Annotated in this window: 19 protein-coding genes and 1 tRNA gene; 12 read left to right on the top strand and 8 right to left on the bottom strand. The window is 39.4% G+C overall.

Going from position 1 to position 21,072, the window contains the following annotated elements:
• Positions 1-78: 78 nt before the first annotated feature.
• Together EWE74_RS03200 and rpe are read right to left on the bottom strand one after the other, a co-directional pair.
• Positions 79-2,850, bottom strand: coding sequence for a bifunctional aconitate hydratase 2/2-methylisocitrate dehydratase (locus tag EWE74_RS03200; RefSeq protein WP_130140077.1), 2,772 nt, complete (start codon positions 2,848-2,850; stop codon positions 79-81).
• Positions 2,851-3,129: 279 nt separating this feature from the next.
• Positions 3,130-3,810 carry a ribulose-phosphate 3-epimerase gene (rpe, locus tag EWE74_RS03195; RefSeq protein WP_130140076.1) on the bottom strand — a complete coding sequence of 227 codons (681 nt, stop codon included), beginning with the start codon at positions 3,808-3,810 and terminating at the stop codon, positions 3,130-3,132.
• 112 nt (positions 3,811-3,922) lie between these two features.
• Between rpe and EWE74_RS03190 the strand changes: the two genes are divergently transcribed.
• From EWE74_RS03190 to EWE74_RS03180, 3 genes are all read left to right on the top strand, one after another.
• Positions 3,923-6,076, top strand: coding sequence for an HD family phosphohydrolase (locus tag EWE74_RS03190; protein ID WP_130140075.1), 2,154 nt, complete (start codon positions 3,923-3,925; stop codon positions 6,074-6,076).
• Positions 6,077-6,172: 96 nt separating this feature from the next.
• Positions 6,173-6,259 (top strand) — tRNA-Ser (locus tag EWE74_RS03185).
• Positions 6,260-6,357: 98 nt separating this feature from the next.
• Entirely contained in the window at positions 6,358-6,651 is a 294-nt protein-coding gene (locus EWE74_RS03180; RefSeq protein WP_130140074.1) for a DUF202 domain-containing protein, read from the top strand.
• A gap of 8 nt (positions 6,652-6,659) precedes the next feature.
• Here EWE74_RS03180 and EWE74_RS03175 read toward each other — a convergent pair whose 3' ends face one another.
• A complete protein-coding gene (locus tag EWE74_RS03175; RefSeq protein WP_239018541.1) occupies positions 6,660-7,175 on the bottom strand; it encodes a GNAT family N-acetyltransferase in 516 nt (171 codons plus the stop codon).
• Between the two features lie 94 nt (positions 7,176-7,269).
• Between EWE74_RS03175 and EWE74_RS03170 the strand changes: the two genes are divergently transcribed.
• From EWE74_RS03170 to coaA, 5 genes are all read left to right on the top strand, one after another.
• Positions 7,270-8,319, top strand: a complete 1,050-nt coding sequence (locus tag EWE74_RS03170) for a patatin-like phospholipase family protein (RefSeq protein WP_130140073.1) — start codon at positions 7,270-7,272, stop codon at positions 8,317-8,319.
• A gap of 223 nt (positions 8,320-8,542) precedes the next feature.
• The gene (locus EWE74_RS03165) at positions 8,543-9,772 is read left to right on the top strand and encodes a nucleoside recognition domain-containing protein (RefSeq protein WP_130140072.1); all 1,230 of its coding nucleotides are present in this window, start codon (positions 8,543-8,545) and stop codon (positions 9,770-9,772) included.
• Between the two features lie 59 nt (positions 9,773-9,831).
• A complete protein-coding gene (locus EWE74_RS03160; RefSeq protein WP_130140071.1) occupies positions 9,832-10,200 on the top strand; it encodes a methylglyoxal synthase in 369 nt (122 codons plus the stop codon).
• A gap of 17 nt (positions 10,201-10,217) precedes the next feature.
• Positions 10,218-10,619: an OsmC family protein gene (locus EWE74_RS03155; RefSeq protein WP_130140070.1), complete on the top strand. Its 402-nt coding sequence runs from the start codon at positions 10,218-10,220 to the stop codon at positions 10,617-10,619.
• 68 nt (positions 10,620-10,687) lie between these two features.
• Positions 10,688-11,629, top strand: coding sequence for a type I pantothenate kinase (gene coaA / locus EWE74_RS03150; protein WP_130140069.1), 942 nt, complete (start codon positions 10,688-10,690; stop codon positions 11,627-11,629).
• A gap of 1 nt (position 11,630) precedes the next feature.
• Here the strand turns inward: coaA and EWE74_RS03145 are convergent, their stop codons facing one another.
• Positions 11,631-12,506, bottom strand: a complete 876-nt coding sequence (locus EWE74_RS03145) for a mechanosensitive ion channel family protein (RefSeq protein WP_239018540.1) — start codon at positions 12,504-12,506, stop codon at positions 11,631-11,633.
• A 164-nt stretch (positions 12,507-12,670) separates the two neighbouring features.
• Between EWE74_RS03145 and EWE74_RS03140 the strand changes: the two genes are divergently transcribed.
• A complete protein-coding gene (locus EWE74_RS03140) occupies positions 12,671-13,624 on the top strand; it encodes an acetyl-CoA carboxylase carboxyltransferase subunit alpha (RefSeq protein ID WP_130140068.1) in 954 nt (317 codons plus the stop codon).
• A 6-nt stretch (positions 13,625-13,630) separates the two neighbouring features.
• On the opposite strand, the gene EWE74_RS03135 is transcribed toward EWE74_RS03140, so the two are convergent.
• A complete protein-coding gene (locus EWE74_RS03135) occupies positions 13,631-14,629 on the bottom strand; it encodes a polysaccharide deacetylase family protein (protein WP_239018539.1) in 999 nt (332 codons plus the stop codon).
• A gap of 267 nt (positions 14,630-14,896) precedes the next feature.
• On the opposite strand from EWE74_RS03135, the gene ychF reads away from it, so the two are divergent.
• Together ychF and EWE74_RS03125 are read left to right on the top strand one after the other, a co-directional pair.
• Positions 14,897-15,997 (top strand): redox-regulated ATPase YchF, encoded by a 1,101-nt coding sequence (gene ychF, locus EWE74_RS03130; RefSeq protein WP_130140067.1) that lies wholly within the window; start codon positions 14,897-14,899, stop codon positions 15,995-15,997.
• Positions 15,998-16,069: 72 nt separating this feature from the next.
• Positions 16,070-16,951, top strand: a complete 882-nt coding sequence (locus EWE74_RS03125) for a DUF72 domain-containing protein (protein WP_130140066.1) — start codon at positions 16,070-16,072, stop codon at positions 16,949-16,951.
• Here EWE74_RS03125 and EWE74_RS03120 read toward each other — a convergent pair.
• Positions 16,948-18,234: an MFS transporter gene (locus tag EWE74_RS03120; protein ID WP_130140065.1), complete on the bottom strand. Its 1,287-nt coding sequence runs from the start codon at positions 18,232-18,234 to the stop codon at positions 16,948-16,950. The two genes, EWE74_RS03125 and EWE74_RS03120, sit on opposite strands and share 4 nt — an antisense overlap.
• 117 nt (positions 18,235-18,351) lie before the next feature.
• On the opposite strand from EWE74_RS03120, the gene EWE74_RS03115 reads away from it, so the two are divergent.
• Positions 18,352-19,239 carry a dienelactone hydrolase family protein gene (locus EWE74_RS03115; protein WP_130140064.1) on the top strand — a complete coding sequence of 296 codons (888 nt, stop codon included), beginning with the start codon at positions 18,352-18,354 and terminating at the stop codon, positions 19,237-19,239.
• Between the two features lie 14 nt (positions 19,240-19,253).
• Here EWE74_RS03115 and EWE74_RS03110 read toward each other — a convergent pair whose 3' ends face one another.
• Positions 19,254-20,234: a tetratricopeptide repeat protein gene (locus tag EWE74_RS03110; protein ID WP_130140063.1), complete on the bottom strand. Its 981-nt coding sequence runs from the start codon at positions 20,232-20,234 to the stop codon at positions 19,254-19,256.
• Between the two features lie 15 nt (positions 20,235-20,249).
• Positions 20,250-21,020: a C40 family peptidase gene (locus EWE74_RS03105; protein ID WP_130140062.1), complete on the bottom strand. Its 771-nt coding sequence runs from the start codon at positions 21,018-21,020 to the stop codon at positions 20,250-20,252.
• Between the last annotated feature and the right edge of the window lie 52 nt (positions 21,021-21,072).

Genomic DNA, 21,072 nt, shown 5'->3' with positions numbered 1-21,072 from the left:
AGCGTTCACATACAAAAAAAAGCACCCGAAATCCATATGGATTTCGGGTGCTGTCCGTACGATTGAAATTACCTACAACTAATGAACAAGTTGCTTGTTTGACGGTGTGAATTTAGTCAAATCGATATCGACTACAGCCGCTTTATATTCTTCAATTGTCGGAATTCTTCCCAAAATTGCCGATAACACGACAACCGGAGTTGAAGCCAACAAAGATTCACCTTTTTTACGTTCCGAATCTTCGACTACACGACCTTGGAAAAGACGGGTTGACGTAGCCATTACCGTATCACCTTTCTCCGCTTTTTCTTGGTTACCCATACAGAGATTACAACCTGGACGTTCCAAATACATCATATTTTGATATTCTGTACGGGCAGCCCCCTTTGGTGCAGCGTCGTTAAACTCAAATCCGGAATATTTCTCCAACAATTCCCAATCTCCTTCTTCTTTCAACTCATCAATAATATTATAAGTCGGAGCAGCCACAACCAACGGCGCATTAAATTTCACTTCCCCCTGCTGTTCTTCTATATTACGCAGCATTTTGGAGACAATTTTCAAATCACCTTTGTGTACCATACACGAGCCGACGAAACCAAGGTCTACTTTTTTATCACCACCGTAATAAGTCAAATCACGGATCGTATCGTGTGTATAGCGCTTGGAAACATCTTCGTTGTTGACATCCGGATCGGCGATCATTGGTTCATCGATGATATCCAAATCAATAACTACTTCTGCATAATATTTTGCATCTGCATCTGGCTTCAATGCTGGTATTTCACTAGATTTTACTTCTTCAATACGTTTATTCGCCTTATTAATCAAGCCTTGGAGCACCGCGTTGTTGTTATCCATTCCCTTATCAATCATGATCTGGATTCTACGTTTCGCAATTTCCAATGACTCGATCAAGGTATCATCTTCCGAAATACAGATAGATGCTTTCGCTTTCATTTCTGCCGTCCAATCGGTAAATGTAAAGGCTTGGTCAGCGGGAAGTGTTCCGATATGAACTTCGATAACCCTTCCTTGGAATACGTTTTCACCACCAAATTGTTTAAGCATTTGGGCTTGTGTTGCGTGAACCACATCGCGGAAATCCATATAATCTTTCATCTCTCCTCTGAAAGTTACTTTTACGGATTCCGGAATCGGCATAGAAGCCTCACCTGTCGCTAAAGCCAACGCAACGGTTCCCGAGTCAGCCCCAAAAGCTACCCCTTTAGACATCCTCGTATGGGAGTCACCACCGATGATGATTGCCCATTCGTCGACGGTAATGTCGTTCAACACTTTATGGATAACATCGGTCATCGCATGATATTCACCTTTCGGATCCCGCGCTGTAATCAACCCGAAATCGTTCATAAACTTCATTAATTTCGGGATGTTAGCCTGTGCTTTTTTGTCCCAAACCGAAGCTGTATGACACCCCGATTGGTAGGCTCCATCAACAATAGGTGAGATTACAGTAGCTGCCATAGATTCCAATTCCTGGGCCGTCATCAAACCTGTTGTATCTTGCGAGCCAACGATGTTAACTTGTACGCGAACGTCTGAACCAGCATGCAAAATTTTACCGGCTGTTACACCAACAGCATTTTTGTTGAATATTTTTTCAACAGCTGTCAATCCTTGTCCTTCGACGGTGATTTCCTTAGAAGCTGCAAATACCTGCGGAGCTTCTACCTCCAAAATTCTTGCTGCAAATGTCTGGATTTTTTTACCGAACACAATAGCATAAGAACCTCCAGCTTTAATGAACTCCATTTTCTGAGGAGTTAATGATTTGGAAATATCAATCAACTCCTGATCACCGTTATATAATTTTTTTGTTTTCGTATTAATGGTCAATACGGTACCGGTAGCTACAGAATACACTTGTTCTAAAATCGGTTCACCTTTTTCGTTCAACACGGGTCTCCCATTGGCATCGATTTTTTTAACCCAGTTCTTCAAATCAATACCGATACCTCCGGTCACATCTACTGTCGTTAGAAAAATCGGCGAAATCCCATTTGTTCCTGCTACGATCGGCGCAATATTTACAAACGGCACATAAGGACTCGCTTGTTTACCCGTCCAGAGCGCAACATTATTGACTCCCGACATACGCGACGAACCTACGCCCATCGTCCCTTTTTCGGCAATTAACATCACACTTGCATTCGGATGTTTCGCTTGTAAGGCTTTGATTTCCACTTGCGCATGAAGCGACATCATACATTTTCCATGCAACTCACGGTCAGAACGTGAATGCGCCTGATTACCCGGAGATAATAAATCTGTAGAAATATCTCCCTCGGCAGCGATATAAGTAACAACGTTTATTTCTTCAGGCACTTCAGGTAACTCTGTAAAAAATTCCGCTTTTGCATAACTCTCCAAAATCTCTTTCGCAATAGCATTTCCACTTTCGTAAGCTGATTTTAAACGATCCGTATCCGCATCGTAAAGGAATACTTGTGTTTTCAAAACTTTTGCGGCTTCTTTGGCAATTGCAGCATCTTCACTTAAAGCTAGATCAAGCAATACTTCGATGGAAGGCCCACCCTTCATATGCGACAACAACTCAAATGCAAAAGCTGGCGTAATTTCTTCGACAAAAAACTGTCCAAGGATAATTTCCTTGAGAAATTTAGCCTTTACACCTGCAGCGGGCGTCGTTCCAGGCAAGGTATTGTACACGAAAAACTGAATTGAATCTTTCCTATATGGGTTATTCAAGTCTTTAATCTGTTCAATGATTTCACTTAACAATTCCGCTCCATCAATAGGTTTAGGATGAAGACCTTGTCCTTTTCTCTCTTCGATTTCCTGAATGTAATCGTTATATATACTCATAATGGTGTATTATCAAGCTAAAACCGTTTTGTAATTATAAATGTCAACGGTTATTACTTCTTTTTTTATTACTAGTTGCTCTTGCGACAATTTACCGAAAAACAACACTCTTTTTTTCAGCGCAAAAGTAAAAAAAAACAAACTTTATCGAGAAAATAAGCACCTGATTGCTTAATTTGGAATTATTCTAAACTGAATATATGCCACCAAAAACAATGAGGCTGATCACTTTGATAAACAATCTCATTATTGGAGTTTATAATTAAAGAAAATCTATGGCTATACCGAACGTAAAGTATAATCAACAGCCTTTAATTTTTTAATCGTCTCCATAGAATCTGCCGCATTAAACACAAAGGAACCTGCTACCAATACATTTGCTCCAGCCTGCAACAGTGATGCAGCATTTTGTAGGGTTACTCCCCCATCAATCTCGATTAATAAACTATCGTTCACGCCTGCGGCTAAAGCTCTTAAAGCTTTCACCTTATCATAGGTACGTTCAATAAACTTCTGGCCTCCAAATCCAGGGTTCACCGACATGACTAACACTAAATCGATATCCCGAATGACATCCGCTAACAACGACACCGGCGTATGGGGATTTAAGGCGACACCGGCTTTACAACCTAGTTCCTTAATAGCTGCCAATGTGCGGTGAAGGTGTGTACAGGCTTCGTAATGCACGGTAATCATAGAAGCACCTGAATCCTTACAGTTTTTTAGATAACGATCTGGGTCTACAATCATCAAGTGTACATCTAATGGCTTAGTTGCGTATTTCGCAATCGCCTGCATAACCGGAAAGCCAAAAGAGATATTCGGCACAAAAACACCATCCATAATATCAATATGAAACCAATCCGCCTCACTATTGTTTATCATTTGGATATCATCATAAAGCTTCGCAAAATCAGCGGCCAGAACAGAGGGGGCTATCAGATGTTTTGTTATTGGCATGTTCTTTATATCTTTTTGCAAAGATACGGAAGTTTAAGGCTATTATGCGAGTAAATTAGTATTTAGTACATTTGTTGTAAATTATATTGGATAGCATAAAAACGACAAGCAAGTGGCTAAACTCAAGATCAATTATCTTCGCGACAAGAATCAAAACAATTCTTTTATAGTGAAATCTGCCATGATCATTTTGGCAATCATATTGATTTGTATTTTTTTACCTAAACAACCACGCTTTCGGTACGAATTTGAAAAAGGAAAAGTATGGAATCATGAGAACCTTGTATCTCCCTATAATTTTGCCATCTTAAAAACACAGGAGGAGCTTAATAAAGATAGAGAGCAGATCTTGAAGACCGTACAACCTATATACAATTTAAACAGTAGTGTCAGCAAAGAACAAATTGATCAATTTAATACGGATATTGCGGAGAAATGGCAAATAGCAAATATGGATTCCATATCTAATCAAGATAAAGAAACATACCAGTCTGTCGGAAATGCCCTTCTTAGTTACGTTTACAATAGAGGTATTATCTCGTTGAATAACCGTTATCAAAACAAGGGGCTGAACGCGGAACAGGTGGACCAAGCCCAAAGCCAGTATAATTTCACACTACTTCAAGATAATGTTGCCCAACAGAAAAATACGGCAGATATTTTCACCATCGAATCGGCTAACCAGTATATCGAAAGCAACCTTTCCAGAAATAACAAAATAGATCAGAAGAGCTGGCTGGCAGAGACGCTCAAAAACTACGTTACGATTAATTACATTTTTCATGAAAATCTAACAAACAAAGCGGAACAGAATGCGTTGGCTAATATTTCTACTACCCGTGGAATGGTACAAAAAGGAGAACTTATCGCAGAAAAAGATAAAATCATCAGTAATGAAACTTACCAGAAATTGACTTCTTTACGTAAGGTTTTTGAGGATGAAGCGCGCATTAGCGGTAATCAGGGATACGTTATGCTTGGCCACTTTGTCGTCATCTCCATGTGTGTATCCCTTTTAATGGTCTTCTTGTATTTTTTCCGATCAACTATATTTGATAGTAACAGGTTGCTATTTATTATTTTAATCGTCATTATATCCATGCTTGGTGTGCTCTCATGGGCCATCAACATGAAAATCCCTAACCTTTATTACATCCCCTACTGTAGTGTTCCAATTATCTTTAGGGTGTTGTTCGACACACGTGTAGCCCTGAACATCCATTTGCTCATGGTATTGCTAGCCGCCCTATTTGTACCAAATAGCTTTGAGTTCGTGTTTTTACAGTTTATGACCGGTATGGTGGCTATTTACAGCATCAGAACACTCGTCAAACGGGAACAGTTTTTAGTATCATCGCTTATCATTCTAGGGACTTATATCATCGCTTATGTGGGTTTAGTGTTAACACGTAACGGATCTATAAGCACTATTTACTGGACAGACATTATACCTTTCGTTGTTAGCGTCGGATTAACGCTCCTCGCCTATCCATTAATATATGCATTCGAGCGCTTATTTGGCATCGTCTCCGATCTGACGTTAATGGAATTGACCAATAGTAATTCCCGTTTGTTACGGGAACTTTCCTTAAAAGCGCCTGGAACTTTTCAGCATTCCTTACAGGTTGCTAATCTTGCAGAAGCAGCTATCTATAAAATTGGTGGAAATCCGTTGTTAATTCGTGCAGGAGCATTATATCACGATATCGGGAAAATGTCGAATCCTTTGTTTTTCATCGAAAACCAAAAAACAGACATCAACCCCCACGCAGAGCTTACACCGGAACAATCTGCTCAAATTATTATATCGCACGTGCATAAAGGCATTGAAATGGCGAAGAAAAACCAACTGCCAGATGTTATTATTGATTTTATACGCACACACCACGGCACAACGAAAGTCGATTATTTCTATAATATGGCCCTCAAGAACAATCCAGACAAATTGGTAGACGAAAGCATCTTCAAATATCCAGGCCCGGTACCTTTTTCTAAAGAGACTGCCGTACTCATGATTGCAGATTCGGTAGAAGCTGCTTCAAGAGCGTTGAAAGAGCCTACCGAGGAGTCTATCAATAACTTGGTAGATAAGATTGTGGATTACAAAATTGCTCAACGGCAGTTTATTAATTCTGATATTACGATGCGTGATATTACCGAAGTTTCGGATATTTTTAAATCGATGCTAAAGAGCATTTATCACGTACGGATTGACTATGATGTCAACAAGAAAACTGCTCTTGCAACGCCTAATACAAAAAATTAAATTGAGTGTCAGATGTTTATTCGTTTTTAGTAAAAAAACGGGTTTAAAGCTTTGTGGATTGAAATATTTGCGTTATGTTTGCACTACTCAAATAAAGGAGAGGTGCCTGAGTGGCCGAAAGGAACAGTTTGCTAAACTGTCGTACTGGAAACGGTACCGCGGGTTCGAATCCCGCTCTCTCCGCAAGGTAAAAGTTCATCCAAAAGATGGACTTTTACTTTTATAGCGTTTAGGGATGAGAATCTGCAGGGTTCGATCCGAAGGAAGTTACAGCAGATAAGATGAATAAGGATTTGATTTTACGGGAAAAATTAGCTTTGCAAAGAACAATTCTAGCCAATCAATCCACTTTATTGGCTTTTATACGCACGTCCATGTATTTTTTGGTTGCGGGCATAAGTATAAATAATTTGACTACGGTAGAATACGGACGAATTATTGAAAATATATTTATCGGCATTTCGGCCATCTTGATTGCTATCGGATTATTTAACTACTTTACCCACAAAAAGAAAATTGCGGAGAGCAACAATCATATCGGTGATTACAAGATAGAGTATCTGAACAAAAAATAATAGTTCGTTTAATTTCGCGGAATTACCAATTCCAAAACCTCTCCCGGTAAACCATCAAAATCCGTAAATTCCTTAGAAACAAAACCATTGTTAACTAGGATTTTTCTAGATGGGATATTTTTGGGGTCTATGATGGCAAACAACTTTTTAATAAAGACATGTTTCCTCGCTGCTCCGATTAGCTGATAGGCAACCTCACTTGCAATCCCCTTTCCCCAATATTTAGGTAGAAGCATATATCCCAACTCGGCCTTATTACTATCGGGTGCCTCTATTTCCAATTTTCCAACCCCTATAAAATTATCGGATTTTTCCTCCATGATTTTAAAATGTCCAAAATCACTATGAAACTGATTTTCCAACATCCGCTTCTCGTAATCCGATTTTGCTTCTTCTAGCGGAATAGCCCGCTCTGTAATCATCGCCATTACATCTTCATTACCAACCAAATCGAAATATATCGGAAAATCAGCAGGAATTAGTTTTTCTAACCGAAATTTTATAGCCATTTGTTGCTTCAGCACTCGTTTCTTGATTTATATTTAATAGGGCAAGATATAAAAAATTCGCCGGTTTGACCTTTTTTACCTAGATTTAAAAGATAAACCGAATGAGCGTATGAAGAGAATACTTTCAATAGACGGCGGCGGTATCCGAGGTATCATTCCAGGAATGTTTTTGGTAGCGTTAGAAGAAAAAATACAACAGGCAACTAATAATCCCAAAGCGCATTTAACCGACTATTTTGATTTTTTTGCAGGTACAAGCACCGGCGGAATCCTTTTATCTATATTATTATGCCCGGATGATAGCGATCCGAAAAAACAAAAGTATACCGCGAAGGATGCACTGGATATTTATGTAGACCACGGTACAGAAATATTTTCTGCTTCAACTTGGCGTCGTTTTCTGAGCAAATTCGGTTTGTTAAGCGAACTTTACGATGAGACGATATTGGAAAATGTTTTGAAAAGTTATTTTGGAGATAAAAGGCTTAGTGAACTGCTCAAGCCTTGCATTATCACTGCATATAATATTGAATTACGTAAAAATCATCTTTTCCGACAACAAAAGGCCATATCGCATGGTGACTCGCGCGACTTTTACATACGAGATGCCTGTCGTGCGACGTCCGCTGCGCCTACGTATTTCTCGGTGGCAGAGATATTTTCTCTCGCTGAAACGCGCTATCCCTTAGTTGATGGCGGTGTCTTTGCCCACAACCCTTCCCTATCCGCTCTTTTAGAGGTCATTAAAAGCTATAATACGTATAAAATAAATGATATTTGGATTCTTTCTTTGGGAACCGGGTTGTCAAAAATATCGTATAATTACGAAGATTTCAAAAAGAAGTGGGCTATCTCCATCGGACCTGCATTAGTCGATATCATGAGCAGTAGCTCTGCGGAAAGTACAGACTATTACTTAAAACAATTGTTCCGGTCTGTTAACAAATCGAGTAATTATATCCGTATAGAACCTAGTAGTCTCTCCTCTATCAACCCATCCATGGATTCTGCTTCTCCGTCTAATATCCAAAAACTGATCTCGTTAGGGGATAAATTAATCAGTGAACATGAAGAACGGATGAATCAAATAGTCGCTGAAATCATACAGGACAAAAAAAATAACTCGGATCGATCCGTATGGAATTTTTTAAAAAATTAAGTCCTAAATTTCCTCTATAAAATGGCCCTTGATGGCAGAGGAGAGCGGAATAAACCACGTAGTGCTCATGAATGCATTTGAAAACATACGATGATGAATAATTCATTTTATATTATGCGTAATTAAATTGCATATAAAAATGAATTACTCAAAATAATTTTTATTTTAAGGAATTCGTGAATGCGAAGCATTTTATTTAGGTTTACGCAGCAAAAAAACACGTATGGCACTAAATTACATTTGGGTCTCTTTTTTCTTAATAACATTTCTAGTTGCTATCGTTAAGCTTATTGGCGGCGATACCGAGGTTTTCCAAAATATTGTGAATTCTCTCTTTGAAAGCGCAGCTAATGGTGCCACCATATCTCTCGGTTTAATCGGTATGATGACGTTTGCACTAGGGATTATGAAAATAGGAGAAAAAGGAGGTATGATTAATATCTTTGCTAAAGCCGTCGGGCCTTTTTTTAACCGGCTTTTTCCCGAAATCCCTAAAAACCATCCCGCATTGGGTTCCATACTGATGAATTTTTCGGCCAATGCTTTAGGTCTGGACAATGCCGCTACGCCATTAGGATTAAAAGCAATGAAGGAACTACAGGAACTTAATCCCCAGAAAGATACCGCCAGCAACGCGCAGATTATGTTTATTGTATTAAATGCATCAAGTCTAACGTTGCTACCTATTTCTATTATGGCCTATAGACAAGAAGCCGGCGCTGCACAACCCTCCGACATCTTTTTACCTATTCTTATTGCGACTTTCTTTTCGACACTAGCCGCACTTGTTATGGTTGCCATTTACCAAAAAATTAACCTCTTTCATAAAACGATTATCCTCTATTTGGGTGGATTGCTTGTTTTGGTAGGCAGTGCATTATATTATTTCAGCACATTAGCACCTGCGGAAATTGATGTGATATCCCGCGTATTCGGTAATCTCGTTTTATTTAGCATCTTTGTTTCATTCATTGCCCTAGCTTTATTTAAACGTATCAACGTATATGATGCCTTTATCGAAGGCGCAAAAGAGGGATTCGAAGTGGCCGTGAAAATTATCCCCTATCTGGTAGCCATTTTAGTGGGTATAGCGGTGTTTCGAGCTTCTGGCACGATGGATTATTTGGTACAGGGCATCTCTTCGCTCATCGCATTAGTAGGAATAGACACTTCTTTTGTAGAAGCATTGCCCGTCGCATTCATGAAACCATTGAGTGGTTCGGGTGCGCGGGGACTGATGGTAGAGCTGATGGCAACAAAAGGTGCTGATGATTTTGCTGCCCGTGTGGCGTGTGTAATACAGGGTTCTACCGAAACTACATTTTACGTGTTGGCTGTTTATTTTGGATCGGTAGCGATCAAAAAGACACGACATGCATTACCTTGTGCGCTTTTAGCGGAACTTGTTGGTATTATCGCCGCTATTATTGTAGCTTATATTTTCTTTGGATAGCCCAATATTTTTAACTATCTTAAAGTGCTAAAGAAAACACTAAAACAAAATTTAAATAGATGAAGAAAACAATTGCATTAATTGCACACGACGGAAAGAAAGCAGACATGGTGGCATTTGTAAAAGACCATATTGAATTTCTTCAGGAAGCGCACATCATTGCGACAGGTACTACTGGATCCTACATAGCAAAAACGGGGTTAGAAGTGGAGCTCAAACTAAGTGGTCCTAAAGGAGGTGATGCACAGATCGCTGCACTAACGGCGGAAGGTAAAGTCGACGGAATCATATTCTTCCGGGATCCATTAGGTAAACACGTTCATGAACCTGATATTCAAATGTTGATGCGGATATCTGATTTATATAATGTACCATTAGCTACAAATCCAGCAACCGGAAGCCTAATTATTGAAGGATTATTTACCTAAACAATCAGCGGGGACATATGACTAAAAGCGTTATTACAAAAATTGGAAAAGATCCATACAAAACAGAAATTCATATACAGCCCCACGTGCTTATTGCCGATGAACCAAAAGACTTGGGCGGTCAGGATTTAGGACCGGCACCAGCGGAACTCCTGTTATCATCCCTCGGTAGCTGTAAAGCGATTACGATGCGTATGTATGCCGATCGAAAAAAATGGGATGTAGATGCTATCGAAATTTCCTTATCCGTCAGTAAACAGAAGGGTGAGTTACAGGAAACTAATTTTATCAAGTGTCATATCCGTCTGGATGGCAATCTCGATGAAACGCAAAGACAGCGCCTGTTGAAAATTGCCGACAAATGTCCGATACATAAAATATTAAGTAATCCTATTGTCATACAAAGCAATTTAATATAATTTTTTATAATGTATTCGTGAATGCGAAGCATTTTATCTATGTTTGCCGACATTCAAAATTTAAATAAATGTCTTCAACTAACAACAGCGAGGTTGATACACCATTTCAGTTATTTGACAGGACGGAATGGAAAAATTTAAACGGCCATTTTTCACATCACCTTGCGGGGGAGGATGTGAAAAATTTACGGGCTTTAAATGAACCCCTCACTGTTACCGAAATTGAAGAAATATATTTCCCGTTAGCACACTTGTTGGGTATTTTGATTAAGCGTACAAAAGACCAGCATGCTGCTGTAAATAATTTTCTAAACAAGGCTACGAATAGCCTTCCTTTTATCATAGGGATAGCTGGATCTGTAGCTGCAGGAAAAAGTACAACCGCACGTGTGCTGCAGAAAGTGCTCTCCATGCTTCCAACCAAACCCAAAGTGGAGCTGGTAACAACAGACGGTTTTCTGTACCCTAACAAAATTTTAGCAGAACGGAATATACGTAAAGGCTTTCCAGAGAGTTACGACACCAAACTATTACTGAGTTTTCTTGCATCGATGAAATCTGGGCTTCCCCAGTTTGAAGTACCTGTTTATTCACATTTGGAATACGATGTCATTCCGCACGAAAGCCAAATCATAGCACAACCGGATATACTTATTGTGGAAGGGATAAATGTATTGCAGGTTAACTCATCTACTGGAAACAGCGTTTTCGTTTCAGATTATTTTGATTATTCTATTTATGTCGATGCCGATGAGAAGGATTTAATAAATTGGTATATTAATAGATTTGAATCTTTACGTGCAACATCTTTCCAAAATCCGGCCTCCTATTTTCATCGTTATGCCAATCTAGATAAAGAAGAAAGTATTGCCATGGCTACAACTATCTGGAATACCATTAACCTCCCAAACCTGCATAAGAACATATTACCTACCCGCTACCGCGCGGATTTAATTCTGGAAAAAGGATCTCATCATTTTGTTAAACAAATAAAGGTTCGTAAAATATAGCTTAAGTCTCTACATCATAATCCTTCTTAAACTTCAGAACCTCTTTAAACACTTCATTTTCTACTTGTTTATGTACTTTGTTACTACTGCTTTTTGCATGCATTTCCATCTTGTATTTAGCATAATCTTTCCCTATTTCAACGACTTTAAGCTGTAAATCATCTTCTCCGGTTAGATAAGGATGATTTGCCAGAAGCGCTTGTATGCTTTTTTCCAACTTATCCACTTCCACTGCAGCCTGTAGCGGCAATTCAAATTTCACCAAAAAAAGCGTCGAGCGATGTGCAGACAAGTTGATTATCGGAGACGTAAAAACCATGTTGTTAGGTACCATGACCATATCGTCATCTTCATTTTGTATAATCAGACTAGAAAAATTGATATCGACAATACGCCCTTTATGTTCGCCAACCTTTACCCTATCGCCTACCGACAGCTGATCCGAAAACATAATAAACAATCCCGATATCAAGTTGGTAATATATTCCCGAAATGTAACCGCTATTGCCATTGCCACAATGGTTAAGCTAGTAACAAACTCTCGCGGGTCTATACCAAAAGCAATCATAAAACTGATCAACGCTACAGATGTGTTGAGTACTACCGTAAGCCGATTAATACCCAACACGAAATTACCACGTACTATGCGCTTTTCATGCCTCTTATTATATATGGTTATAATGATATACCGACCTATAGAAAACAATATGCTGGCTGTCAAAAACAGATTAAGTCCATCGGACACTTTATTCAGCCGAGGATGTTGCTCATAAAAATCGCCGGAATACCAAAACGAGGCGTATAATAAAATCCATAAAACCAGCTTCACTAAAAATGGTATGGGATTGGTATCTTTCTTTTCTTCTGTCATGATCATAAAATGTCCTAAATTATCACTTTTCCACTGATATTCCAATACAATTGTGTCTCGGCAAAAAGAGTGCTGGTTTATTAGGAAGTATAGCTTTTTTCGTTCTTATTTCTGAAAAAGCATAAAATAAGCTAACTTAGCGAGCTGAAATGCGCTAGACACATATAATTATGCAAACAACATTTGATTTTGAAAAGCCTATTGCAGACTTGCAAACCCAAATAGAAAAGGTCTTACAAGTGCAGGAAAAGACCAAGGTAGATATGAGTGCTACTGTTAATGAACTAGCGGAAAAGCTCGAACACACCAAACAAGATATTTATGCCAACCTGACCGGCTGGCAAAAGGTTCAGATGTCCCGTCATCCAGACCGTCCGCAGACTTTCGATTACATTGAGATGATCTGCGATGAATTTATCGAACTCCATGGCGACCGTACGGTACGGGACGACAAAGCTATTGTTGGTGGATTTGCTTCTATTAACGGCCAATCCGTGATGGTAATTGGACACCAAAAAGGAAAAAACACTAAAGAACGTCAATACCGAAATTTTGGAATGGCCAACCCTGAAGGATATCGAAAAGCACTTCGATTGATGAAGATGGCAGAGAAATTTAATAAACCGGTAGTAACATTAATCGATACCATGGGGGCTTATCCTGGCCTGGAAGCAGAGGAACGTGGACAAGGCGAAGCTATCGCTCGCAATCTCTTGGAAATGTCTGTGCTTAAAGTACCTGTTATCTGTATTGTTATTGGAGAAGGTGCTTCTGGTGGTGCACTAGGAATTGGCGTGGGAGATCGTGTTTACATGATGCAAAACACCTGGTATTCGGTTATCTCGCCAGAGTCTTGTTCTTCTATTCTCTACAGGAGTTGGGATCAGAAAGAAAAAGCAGCAGAATCCCTTAAACTGACAGCAGAAGATATGCTGAAAAATGGATTAATTGACGGTATCATTGGTGAGCCTATGGGTGGCGCACATCAAGATCCAGCCTTGGCAGCTGAAAACCTAAAAGCAAAGATATTAAGCGACCTTACTGAACTAACGCGAAAAGATGCCGATAGCCTTGTGGCGGAGCGCATCGATAAGTTTAGTAAAATGGGGGTTGTTGTAGAATAAAAACAATTAGTACCGAAACGGATAATCGCTTATAAATTCAAACTTATAATCCGTTGTGGTTTGAATAGTATCGATCAACGAGGACAGCAATTGCTGTCCTTTTTTGCTCTGGAACATATCATCGTGCATCAGCAACACAACATTATTCGGCTCCATAGACGACTTGTTATTCATATAATTCCGAATACGCGTATATATTTCCTCAACGGATTGTACAGGTTTACCCGAAGCACTATGAATTCTCCATTCCACATCCCATCCATAAATCTTGTATCCGTTCGTATACAACATATCCGCTGTACTGGCACCACTTTTTAGATCTATCCGCCTTATGTCATCATAAATCCAGATATTACGCCCGGGCAAACGCACTATTTTATGCTTCAATTCCAAATCCAATTCATTTTTCTCAAAATCTTCATACGCACTAACTGGATTGCTATAAAAGGTATTAAATCTATTGCCGGCATGGGTATAGCTATGATTATAGCATTCTACCAAAGTGTTATCCTTATACCGCTGAAGATCTTTCTTCAGTCGTTTCGACATATTGGCATGCCTACCGACTAAAAATGCATTAATTTTAATATTTTTTGCTTTTGAAATAGAATCAATTGCCGAACTCCCTATCAAGGGACCATCATCAAAGGTAAAATAAACATGTTTAGGAAGTTTATCTAATTCTTGCGTTACGGAGTCCCGAACACGGCGACGCTCCAGTCTTACAAATCTTGCCAGCGAATCTTTGCTGATAGGGTTCAATGTATCCAATACCGGAACCTGAACAGGATTTCGCCATCGTTCGGTTAAATATCCTTTCTCTTTCTGTACGGCCGTATCTTTCACGACCGACGTGCTGTCTATCACGAAAGAGCTATCAACCACTACCGTATCCGTTAATGAACTTGCTGCTTTTGTGTTCATGCTCCCCTGACATCCCACAAACGATATTGCTGCACCTATGACAGCCCCCAAACTTAGGATGGGTTTTATCGCCTTCACCATACGCTATTTCCAATTATAAATTTGATTCGAAATTAAAAAATTTTTATTGATTAAACTTAAAAAAGGATATATTTCAAATTAGGTAGCTTCCAGAGATGCCCATTCCCCACACCCAGCGTTAATATACACAATTTATTTCATGTTGGATGAGGAAGAATTTATAATGTCCCGTGACAATGCCGTATATCCGTTGAATGAAACAAAAATAACAGACAAAAAATAGTTGATTTTCGCTATCTTTGTGCGATTCAAAAAATTGAAATTTTCATGGCTTTACAATGTGGTATAGTAGGTTTACCAAATGTAGGTAAATCAACATTATTCAACTGCCTGTCCAATGCAAAAGCACAGGCGGCAAATTTTCCTTTTTGCACCATAGAACCTAATGTCGGTGTTATTACCGTACCTGACGATAGATTAAATAAATTGGCAGAAATTGTCAAACCACAACGCGTCGTTCCCAATACCATTGAAATCGTTGATATAGCGGGTTTAGTAAAGGGAGCCTCAAAAGGCGAAGGCTTAGGAAATCAATTTTTAGGAAATATACGCACAACCAATGCTATTATTCACGTATTGCGTTGTTTCGACGACGGTAATGTGATACACGTAGATGGTTCTGTGGATCCCATTCGCGATAAAGAAATCATTGATACGGAATTGCAGCTGAAAGATTTGGATACCGTTGTAAAACGTGTCCAGAAAGTAGAAAAAATGGCAAAAACAGGCGGTGATAAAGACGCAAAGAGAACATATGAAATCCTGTCTGTTGTCAAAGAACACCTCGAAGCTGGTAAATCCGCCCGAACGGCTCCTATCCAACCGGAGGATTTTGAGTTTATCAGTGATCTTGCCCTGTTGACGATAAAGCCTGTTTTATATGTATGCAACGTAGACGAAGCTTCGGTAACAACAGGAAACGCCTATGTAGACCGTGTGAAAGAAGCTGTCAAAGATGAGAATGCAGAAGTACTCGTCATCTCCGCACAAATTGAGTCCGAAATTGCCCAACTTGAATCGTATGAAGAGCGTAAAATGTTCCTAGACGATCTAGGATTGGACGAGTCTGGCGTATATAAATTAATTCGGGCAGCTTATTCTCTATTGGATCTTGCTACTTATTTTACCGCTGGTGTTCAAGAAGTACGCGCCTGGACGATCGAGAAAGGTTTTACGGCACCTCAGGCTGCGGGGGTTATCCACACGGATTTCGAAAAAGGCTTCATCCGTGCCGAGGTTATCAAATATGACGATTTCATTCAATATGGTTCAGAGAGTGCGGTTAAAGAGGCAGGTAAGCTTAGTGTAGAAGGAAAGACCTATATCGTTGAAGATGGCGACATTATGCACTTTAGATTTAATGTATAATAAACTAAACTCATTATAAAATGAACGCCCGACTATTGTTGGGCGTTTTTTATTTTTTTTTTATCTTCGAGTATGAAATTTGGACAAGTAAGTAATCCGGAAGAAATTGATTTTTCGCTTCCTCCTACTCCGTCGGAGACATTCCAGTTGCTGGAGGCACATCCACAAAAGAAACCACTAGAAATAAGTGTAGGCTGTGCAAAATGGAACAAAGCAGATTTAAAGGGGTTCTACCCTCGGGGGACTAAAGATGAATTGGTATACTATTCCAGACAGTTTAATTCCATTGAGTTAAATGCAACATTTTACAATTCTCCTTCCAAAGAACAGGTGAAAACCTGGAAAGACAAAACACCTGATGATTTTAAGTTCTTCCCCAAAATCCCACAATCGGTTAGTCATTATTCCAGACTCCTCAACACCGATGAAAAAATAAAGGATTTCGTAGATGCCACTGTATTATTTGAAGAGAAACTGGGTATGGCATTCTTACAGATGCACGATAATTATAAACCAAAGGATTTTGACAGACTGGAAAAATTCTTACATAGCTTTCCGAAAGGTTATCCATTGGCTGTAGAAGTTCGTAATCAAGAGTGGTTCTCAGACAAAAATATCAGTGAGAACTTATACAAGTTATTCGAAGATACGCATACGACCAACGTACTCGTCGATACCGCCGGGCGCCGTGATATGGTGCATATGCGTTTAACCACTCCGACGGCGTTTATACGCTATGTTGGTGCTAATCATCCATCAGACTATGAGCGGTTGGTTGAATGGGTAAAGGTCATCAAGAAATGGAAAGAAGCTGGTTTGCAACAATTATATTTTTTTATACATCAAAACATAGAGTTGGAATCACCTTTGCTAGCAACACATTTCATTGAACACCTCAACAAGGAAATAGGTTCAAACCTCCGTATACCAAACAAAGAAAACACGTTGTTTTAAGCCTGTTCCTGAGTCGATGACCCCGTTGCTTCATCTAAAACAGATGAGGGTATGTTTCTCATCTTAGTTTTAACAAGTTTATCTACGCTATACATGAGCAATATGGAAACCAATGATACGGCAACAACCGTATAACCGACAATATCGTAATGTTCTAATGGACTGAATTTATTTTGCTGAAAGACGATAAGCCCCGCAATTGTTGCTGCAATTCCTCCAGCTATTTGCTGTAGCGATGCATTGATACTCATAAATGCACCACGATCTTGCATATCTGGAACGGCTGATATCAGCGCCGACGATGGCACCATTCGGCTCATAATTCCCATCATCATGCAGATATTAATAACCAATACCCACATAAAAGGAGTTGTAGAAAGGTTCGTATAAATAACACAAACAATCATCAACCAAATCGTCGCAATGGCAAATAATTTATATTTATTCACCCTATCGCTCATTTTGCCAATAAATGGCATAATAAGAAGCGAACTTACACCCGATGCCATAAATAAAAAAGGTAATTGTTCGTTGCTTATTCCCAGATTATTTACGGCAAACACTGTTCCGTATGGCATCATCATAAAACCACCGACAGACAACACCGCGGTTGTTAAAAAGCCGATACGATACGGTTTTTTCTTTAGCGTTTGTACTAAATGACTAATAGCTTTTTTCTGTACTTCCATCCCTAAATGAGCATCCACTGGTTTTAATCGCAAGACGATAACAATCGCAATGAGTACGGCCAATCCGGCTATAAATAAGAATGGCGCTTCCCAACCCATTTTATTTGCTATATATAGTCCGATTGGAATGCCTAAAACCTGGCTGGCACCAAATCCCATCTGAACAAAACCCATTACCCGTCCCCTTTTTTCCAATGCAAACAGATCTGTGATAATGGCCATGGAAATAGAGCCAATAACCCCACCGAACAGGCCGGTTATAATTCTTGCCGCTACTAACGTGTAAAATGTATGGGCAATCCCACAACAGATCGTACCGATAATAAAGCCTGTATAAAAAAACAATAATAGTTTCTTCCGATCATACTTGTCTGCAAAACCAGCCGTTAAAAGTCCGGAAACACCTGCACTGAAAGCATACGCGGATACCACGATACCAAACGATGAGGCATGCATATCCATAGATTTGATAAGCAGGTCGCCCAAAGGCGACATCACCATGAAATCCAAGATAACCGTAAACTGACTGATAGCTAAGATGAAGATTACAAATTTTTCGTATCCTGTAAAAGGTAGACTGATTTTTGTCTGCATAAATTTATGAGATCTTATTTCGCGAGACAAAGATAGCTTTTTGTATTACAAACAAAACAAAATATAAGTAACCATCGTTTAGTTATAATAGGAATGTATCCTAAAAACCTCCATGATATGAAAACCATAAAAAAAGAAGAACTTGATCCTAAGGTATTTGAACTTTACAATGACTATGCACACAATCGCCTCAACCGACGCGAGTTTATGCAAAGGCTGTCCTTATATGCGGTAGGCGGATTGACTGTATCTTCTTTAATGAGTTTTTTAACACCCGATTATAAAAATACGGCTCAGATAAAAGCCAATGACCCGCGATTAGAATCGCAATATATAACCTATCAATCACCCAAAGGAGGCGGAGCTATCAAAGGATTACTATCCATGCCTCAAAGCACTACGGGAAAACTCGGAGGTATTGTGGTTGTCCATGAAAACAGAGGGTTAAATCCACATATAGAAGATGTTGCACGTCGTGCAGCTTTAGCCGGTTTCGTTAGCTTGGCTCCTGATGCGTTGTCACCATTAGGCGGATACCCCGGAAACGATGATGATGGCCGTGTATTACAACAAAAACGCAATCGCGATGAAATGCTGGAAGACTTTATTGCTGCTTTTGATTATCTAAAAAAATATCCGCTATGCAATGGTAAAGTTGGTGTTGTAGGTTTCTGTTTTGGCGGTTGGATTTCTAATATGATGGCCGTACGTATATCAGAATTATCGGCAGCGGTACCTTTTTACGGTGGTCAAGCCCCTTTGGAAGAAGTTCCAAACATAAATTCTCCTCTTTTGTTACAATTTGCGGAATCAGACGAGAATGTAAATAAGGGCTGGCCCGCTTATGAAAAAGCTCTCCAGGCCGATAAAAAAGAATATACAGCATATTCTTACCCAGGTACGCACCATGGATTCCACAACGATACTACGCCACGGTACGATAAAGAAGCCGCAGATCTAGCTTGGAAAAGAACGGTTGATTTTTTCAATCAAACGTTAAAATAGGAATAAAACATGCGTTAATCCTCCTTTTCCAATTCTTCAAACATACGGCGGTCTTCGGCCGCACCCATTGTATCGCCTAGTCGATCCTTCATGTCGGCGCGATAAGCATATAGATCGGAATAATAAGGATTTAGCGCTATTGCTTTTGAGTAATCGTGCAGCGCAGCTTCCCAATTTTCCATTTTCTCAAAAAGATCTGCGCGCAATGCATACACATAAAAATCTTCGGGAAGCAAACTTACTAATTTATTAAAATCCAACAAAGCCTCTTCGTAGTATTTTAAATCAACTAAAAAGCCTCCTCTTTCTTCGTAAATGACGCCAGCTTCTGGCTGAATCTCTATGGCTTTATCAAAATCTTCTTTCGCTTTTTCGTGTTCTTGGATAGCTTTAAATAATTTAGCCCGAAACAGATATGCTTGAAAATGTGTCGGATTCATGGTTATTGCCTGATTCAAATCAGTCAAGGCCCTATCATATCTCAATAACCGTATATGTAAAGCGCCCCGATATACGAGCACATCCACGTCCTCCGGATATTTTCCATGGGCGTATGCATACAATTTTAGCGTATGCTCGTAATCAAATTGCTGTGTTGTTTCCAACGCATCAGACAATAACTGCTTCAGCTCGGTATTCCTTTCTAAAGGTCTCTCTTCCGAGGGTCTATTTTCTACCCACTCCAAAAAAGCTTGATAATTAAAATCTAACCCTTTGGCTACCTGATAGTCATAAAATGCACCTTCTTCATCACCCAAAGCCATATTTAGAATTGATCGGCAAGCATAGAAAAAGGGTTGGTCGGAAAATCGTTGAATGGCTTTTGTATATTGTTCAAGTGCGATTTTCAGTTGCCCACTTTTATAGGATAAGAACGCTTCTCTAGCTGCAACCAATGCCTGATCCTCTACCGCGATCTCTATGGGTTCTAAAAAAGTTAAAGGAAAAAGCTGGGCACTTGCCAGAAGAAAGTATCTATTGTTTTTTAAAGACATGACCAAAAATAGTAATTACCAGAATCTTTTCACAATGCGAAGCTTATGGGTATAGCGGTTTTGTTCTTTATTAAAGATACCCTCGGAATCCATTTTATCTATACGTACGTTTGTAGAAGCGTGGAAAATCGTTTCTGCATCGATCATAATGCCAACATGTGTAATCCGACGTTCCTCATTATCAAAGAAAGCTAGATCTCCAGGTTTAATTTCGGGTAAGAAATCGACCACCTCACCTTTTTCGGCTTGCTGGTATGCGTCACGTGGCAACTGTATTCCGAAGTGAGTATATATCGTTTGGCTAAGTCCCGAACAATCGATGCCCGCCTGGATACGTCCACCCCACAGATAAGGACTGTTATAATAATAATCTATCAATTTGGGCAATTCTCCTTCAAAGTCTATTACATTTGGTTTACGTAAATTTCCTTCAATCCGATATGGAAAATCCGAATACTGCTTTTGCAAAAGTTGCGCAGAAATCTTCGTTCCTGGAAATAAACGCACTTTTTGATCGTCAACGAAAGCTGTTGCTCCTGCGATATCAACAATTAGGAAATTGTCTTCCGAGGTAGCTATAAAATTATTTTCCGGTAAGAATACAAACTGACCGCGCTGTAACCAGCCTTCATAATCAATATCGAACATACGAATGTACACCCATTCCTTTTCCTCCTGGAGTATTTCAAATCGCTCTGCAAAAAGTACTTGATTCACCATTTCGCTGCGGTGGCTATTCGTTGCTCTTAAGGGAATTGCCGATAAGTTACAGATACCTATATTCATATGAGTTGTTTTTATAAAAACAAATACCACAGCAACGCTGTTTTATATTTAC

This window comes from Sphingobacterium corticibacterium (assembly GCF_004208525.1).
In the GTDB taxonomy this organism is placed as follows: Bacteria; Bacteroidota; Bacteroidia; order Sphingobacteriales; family Sphingobacteriaceae; genus Sphingobacterium; species Sphingobacterium corticibacterium.
This window is presented reverse-complemented; position numbering and strand designations above follow the sequence as displayed.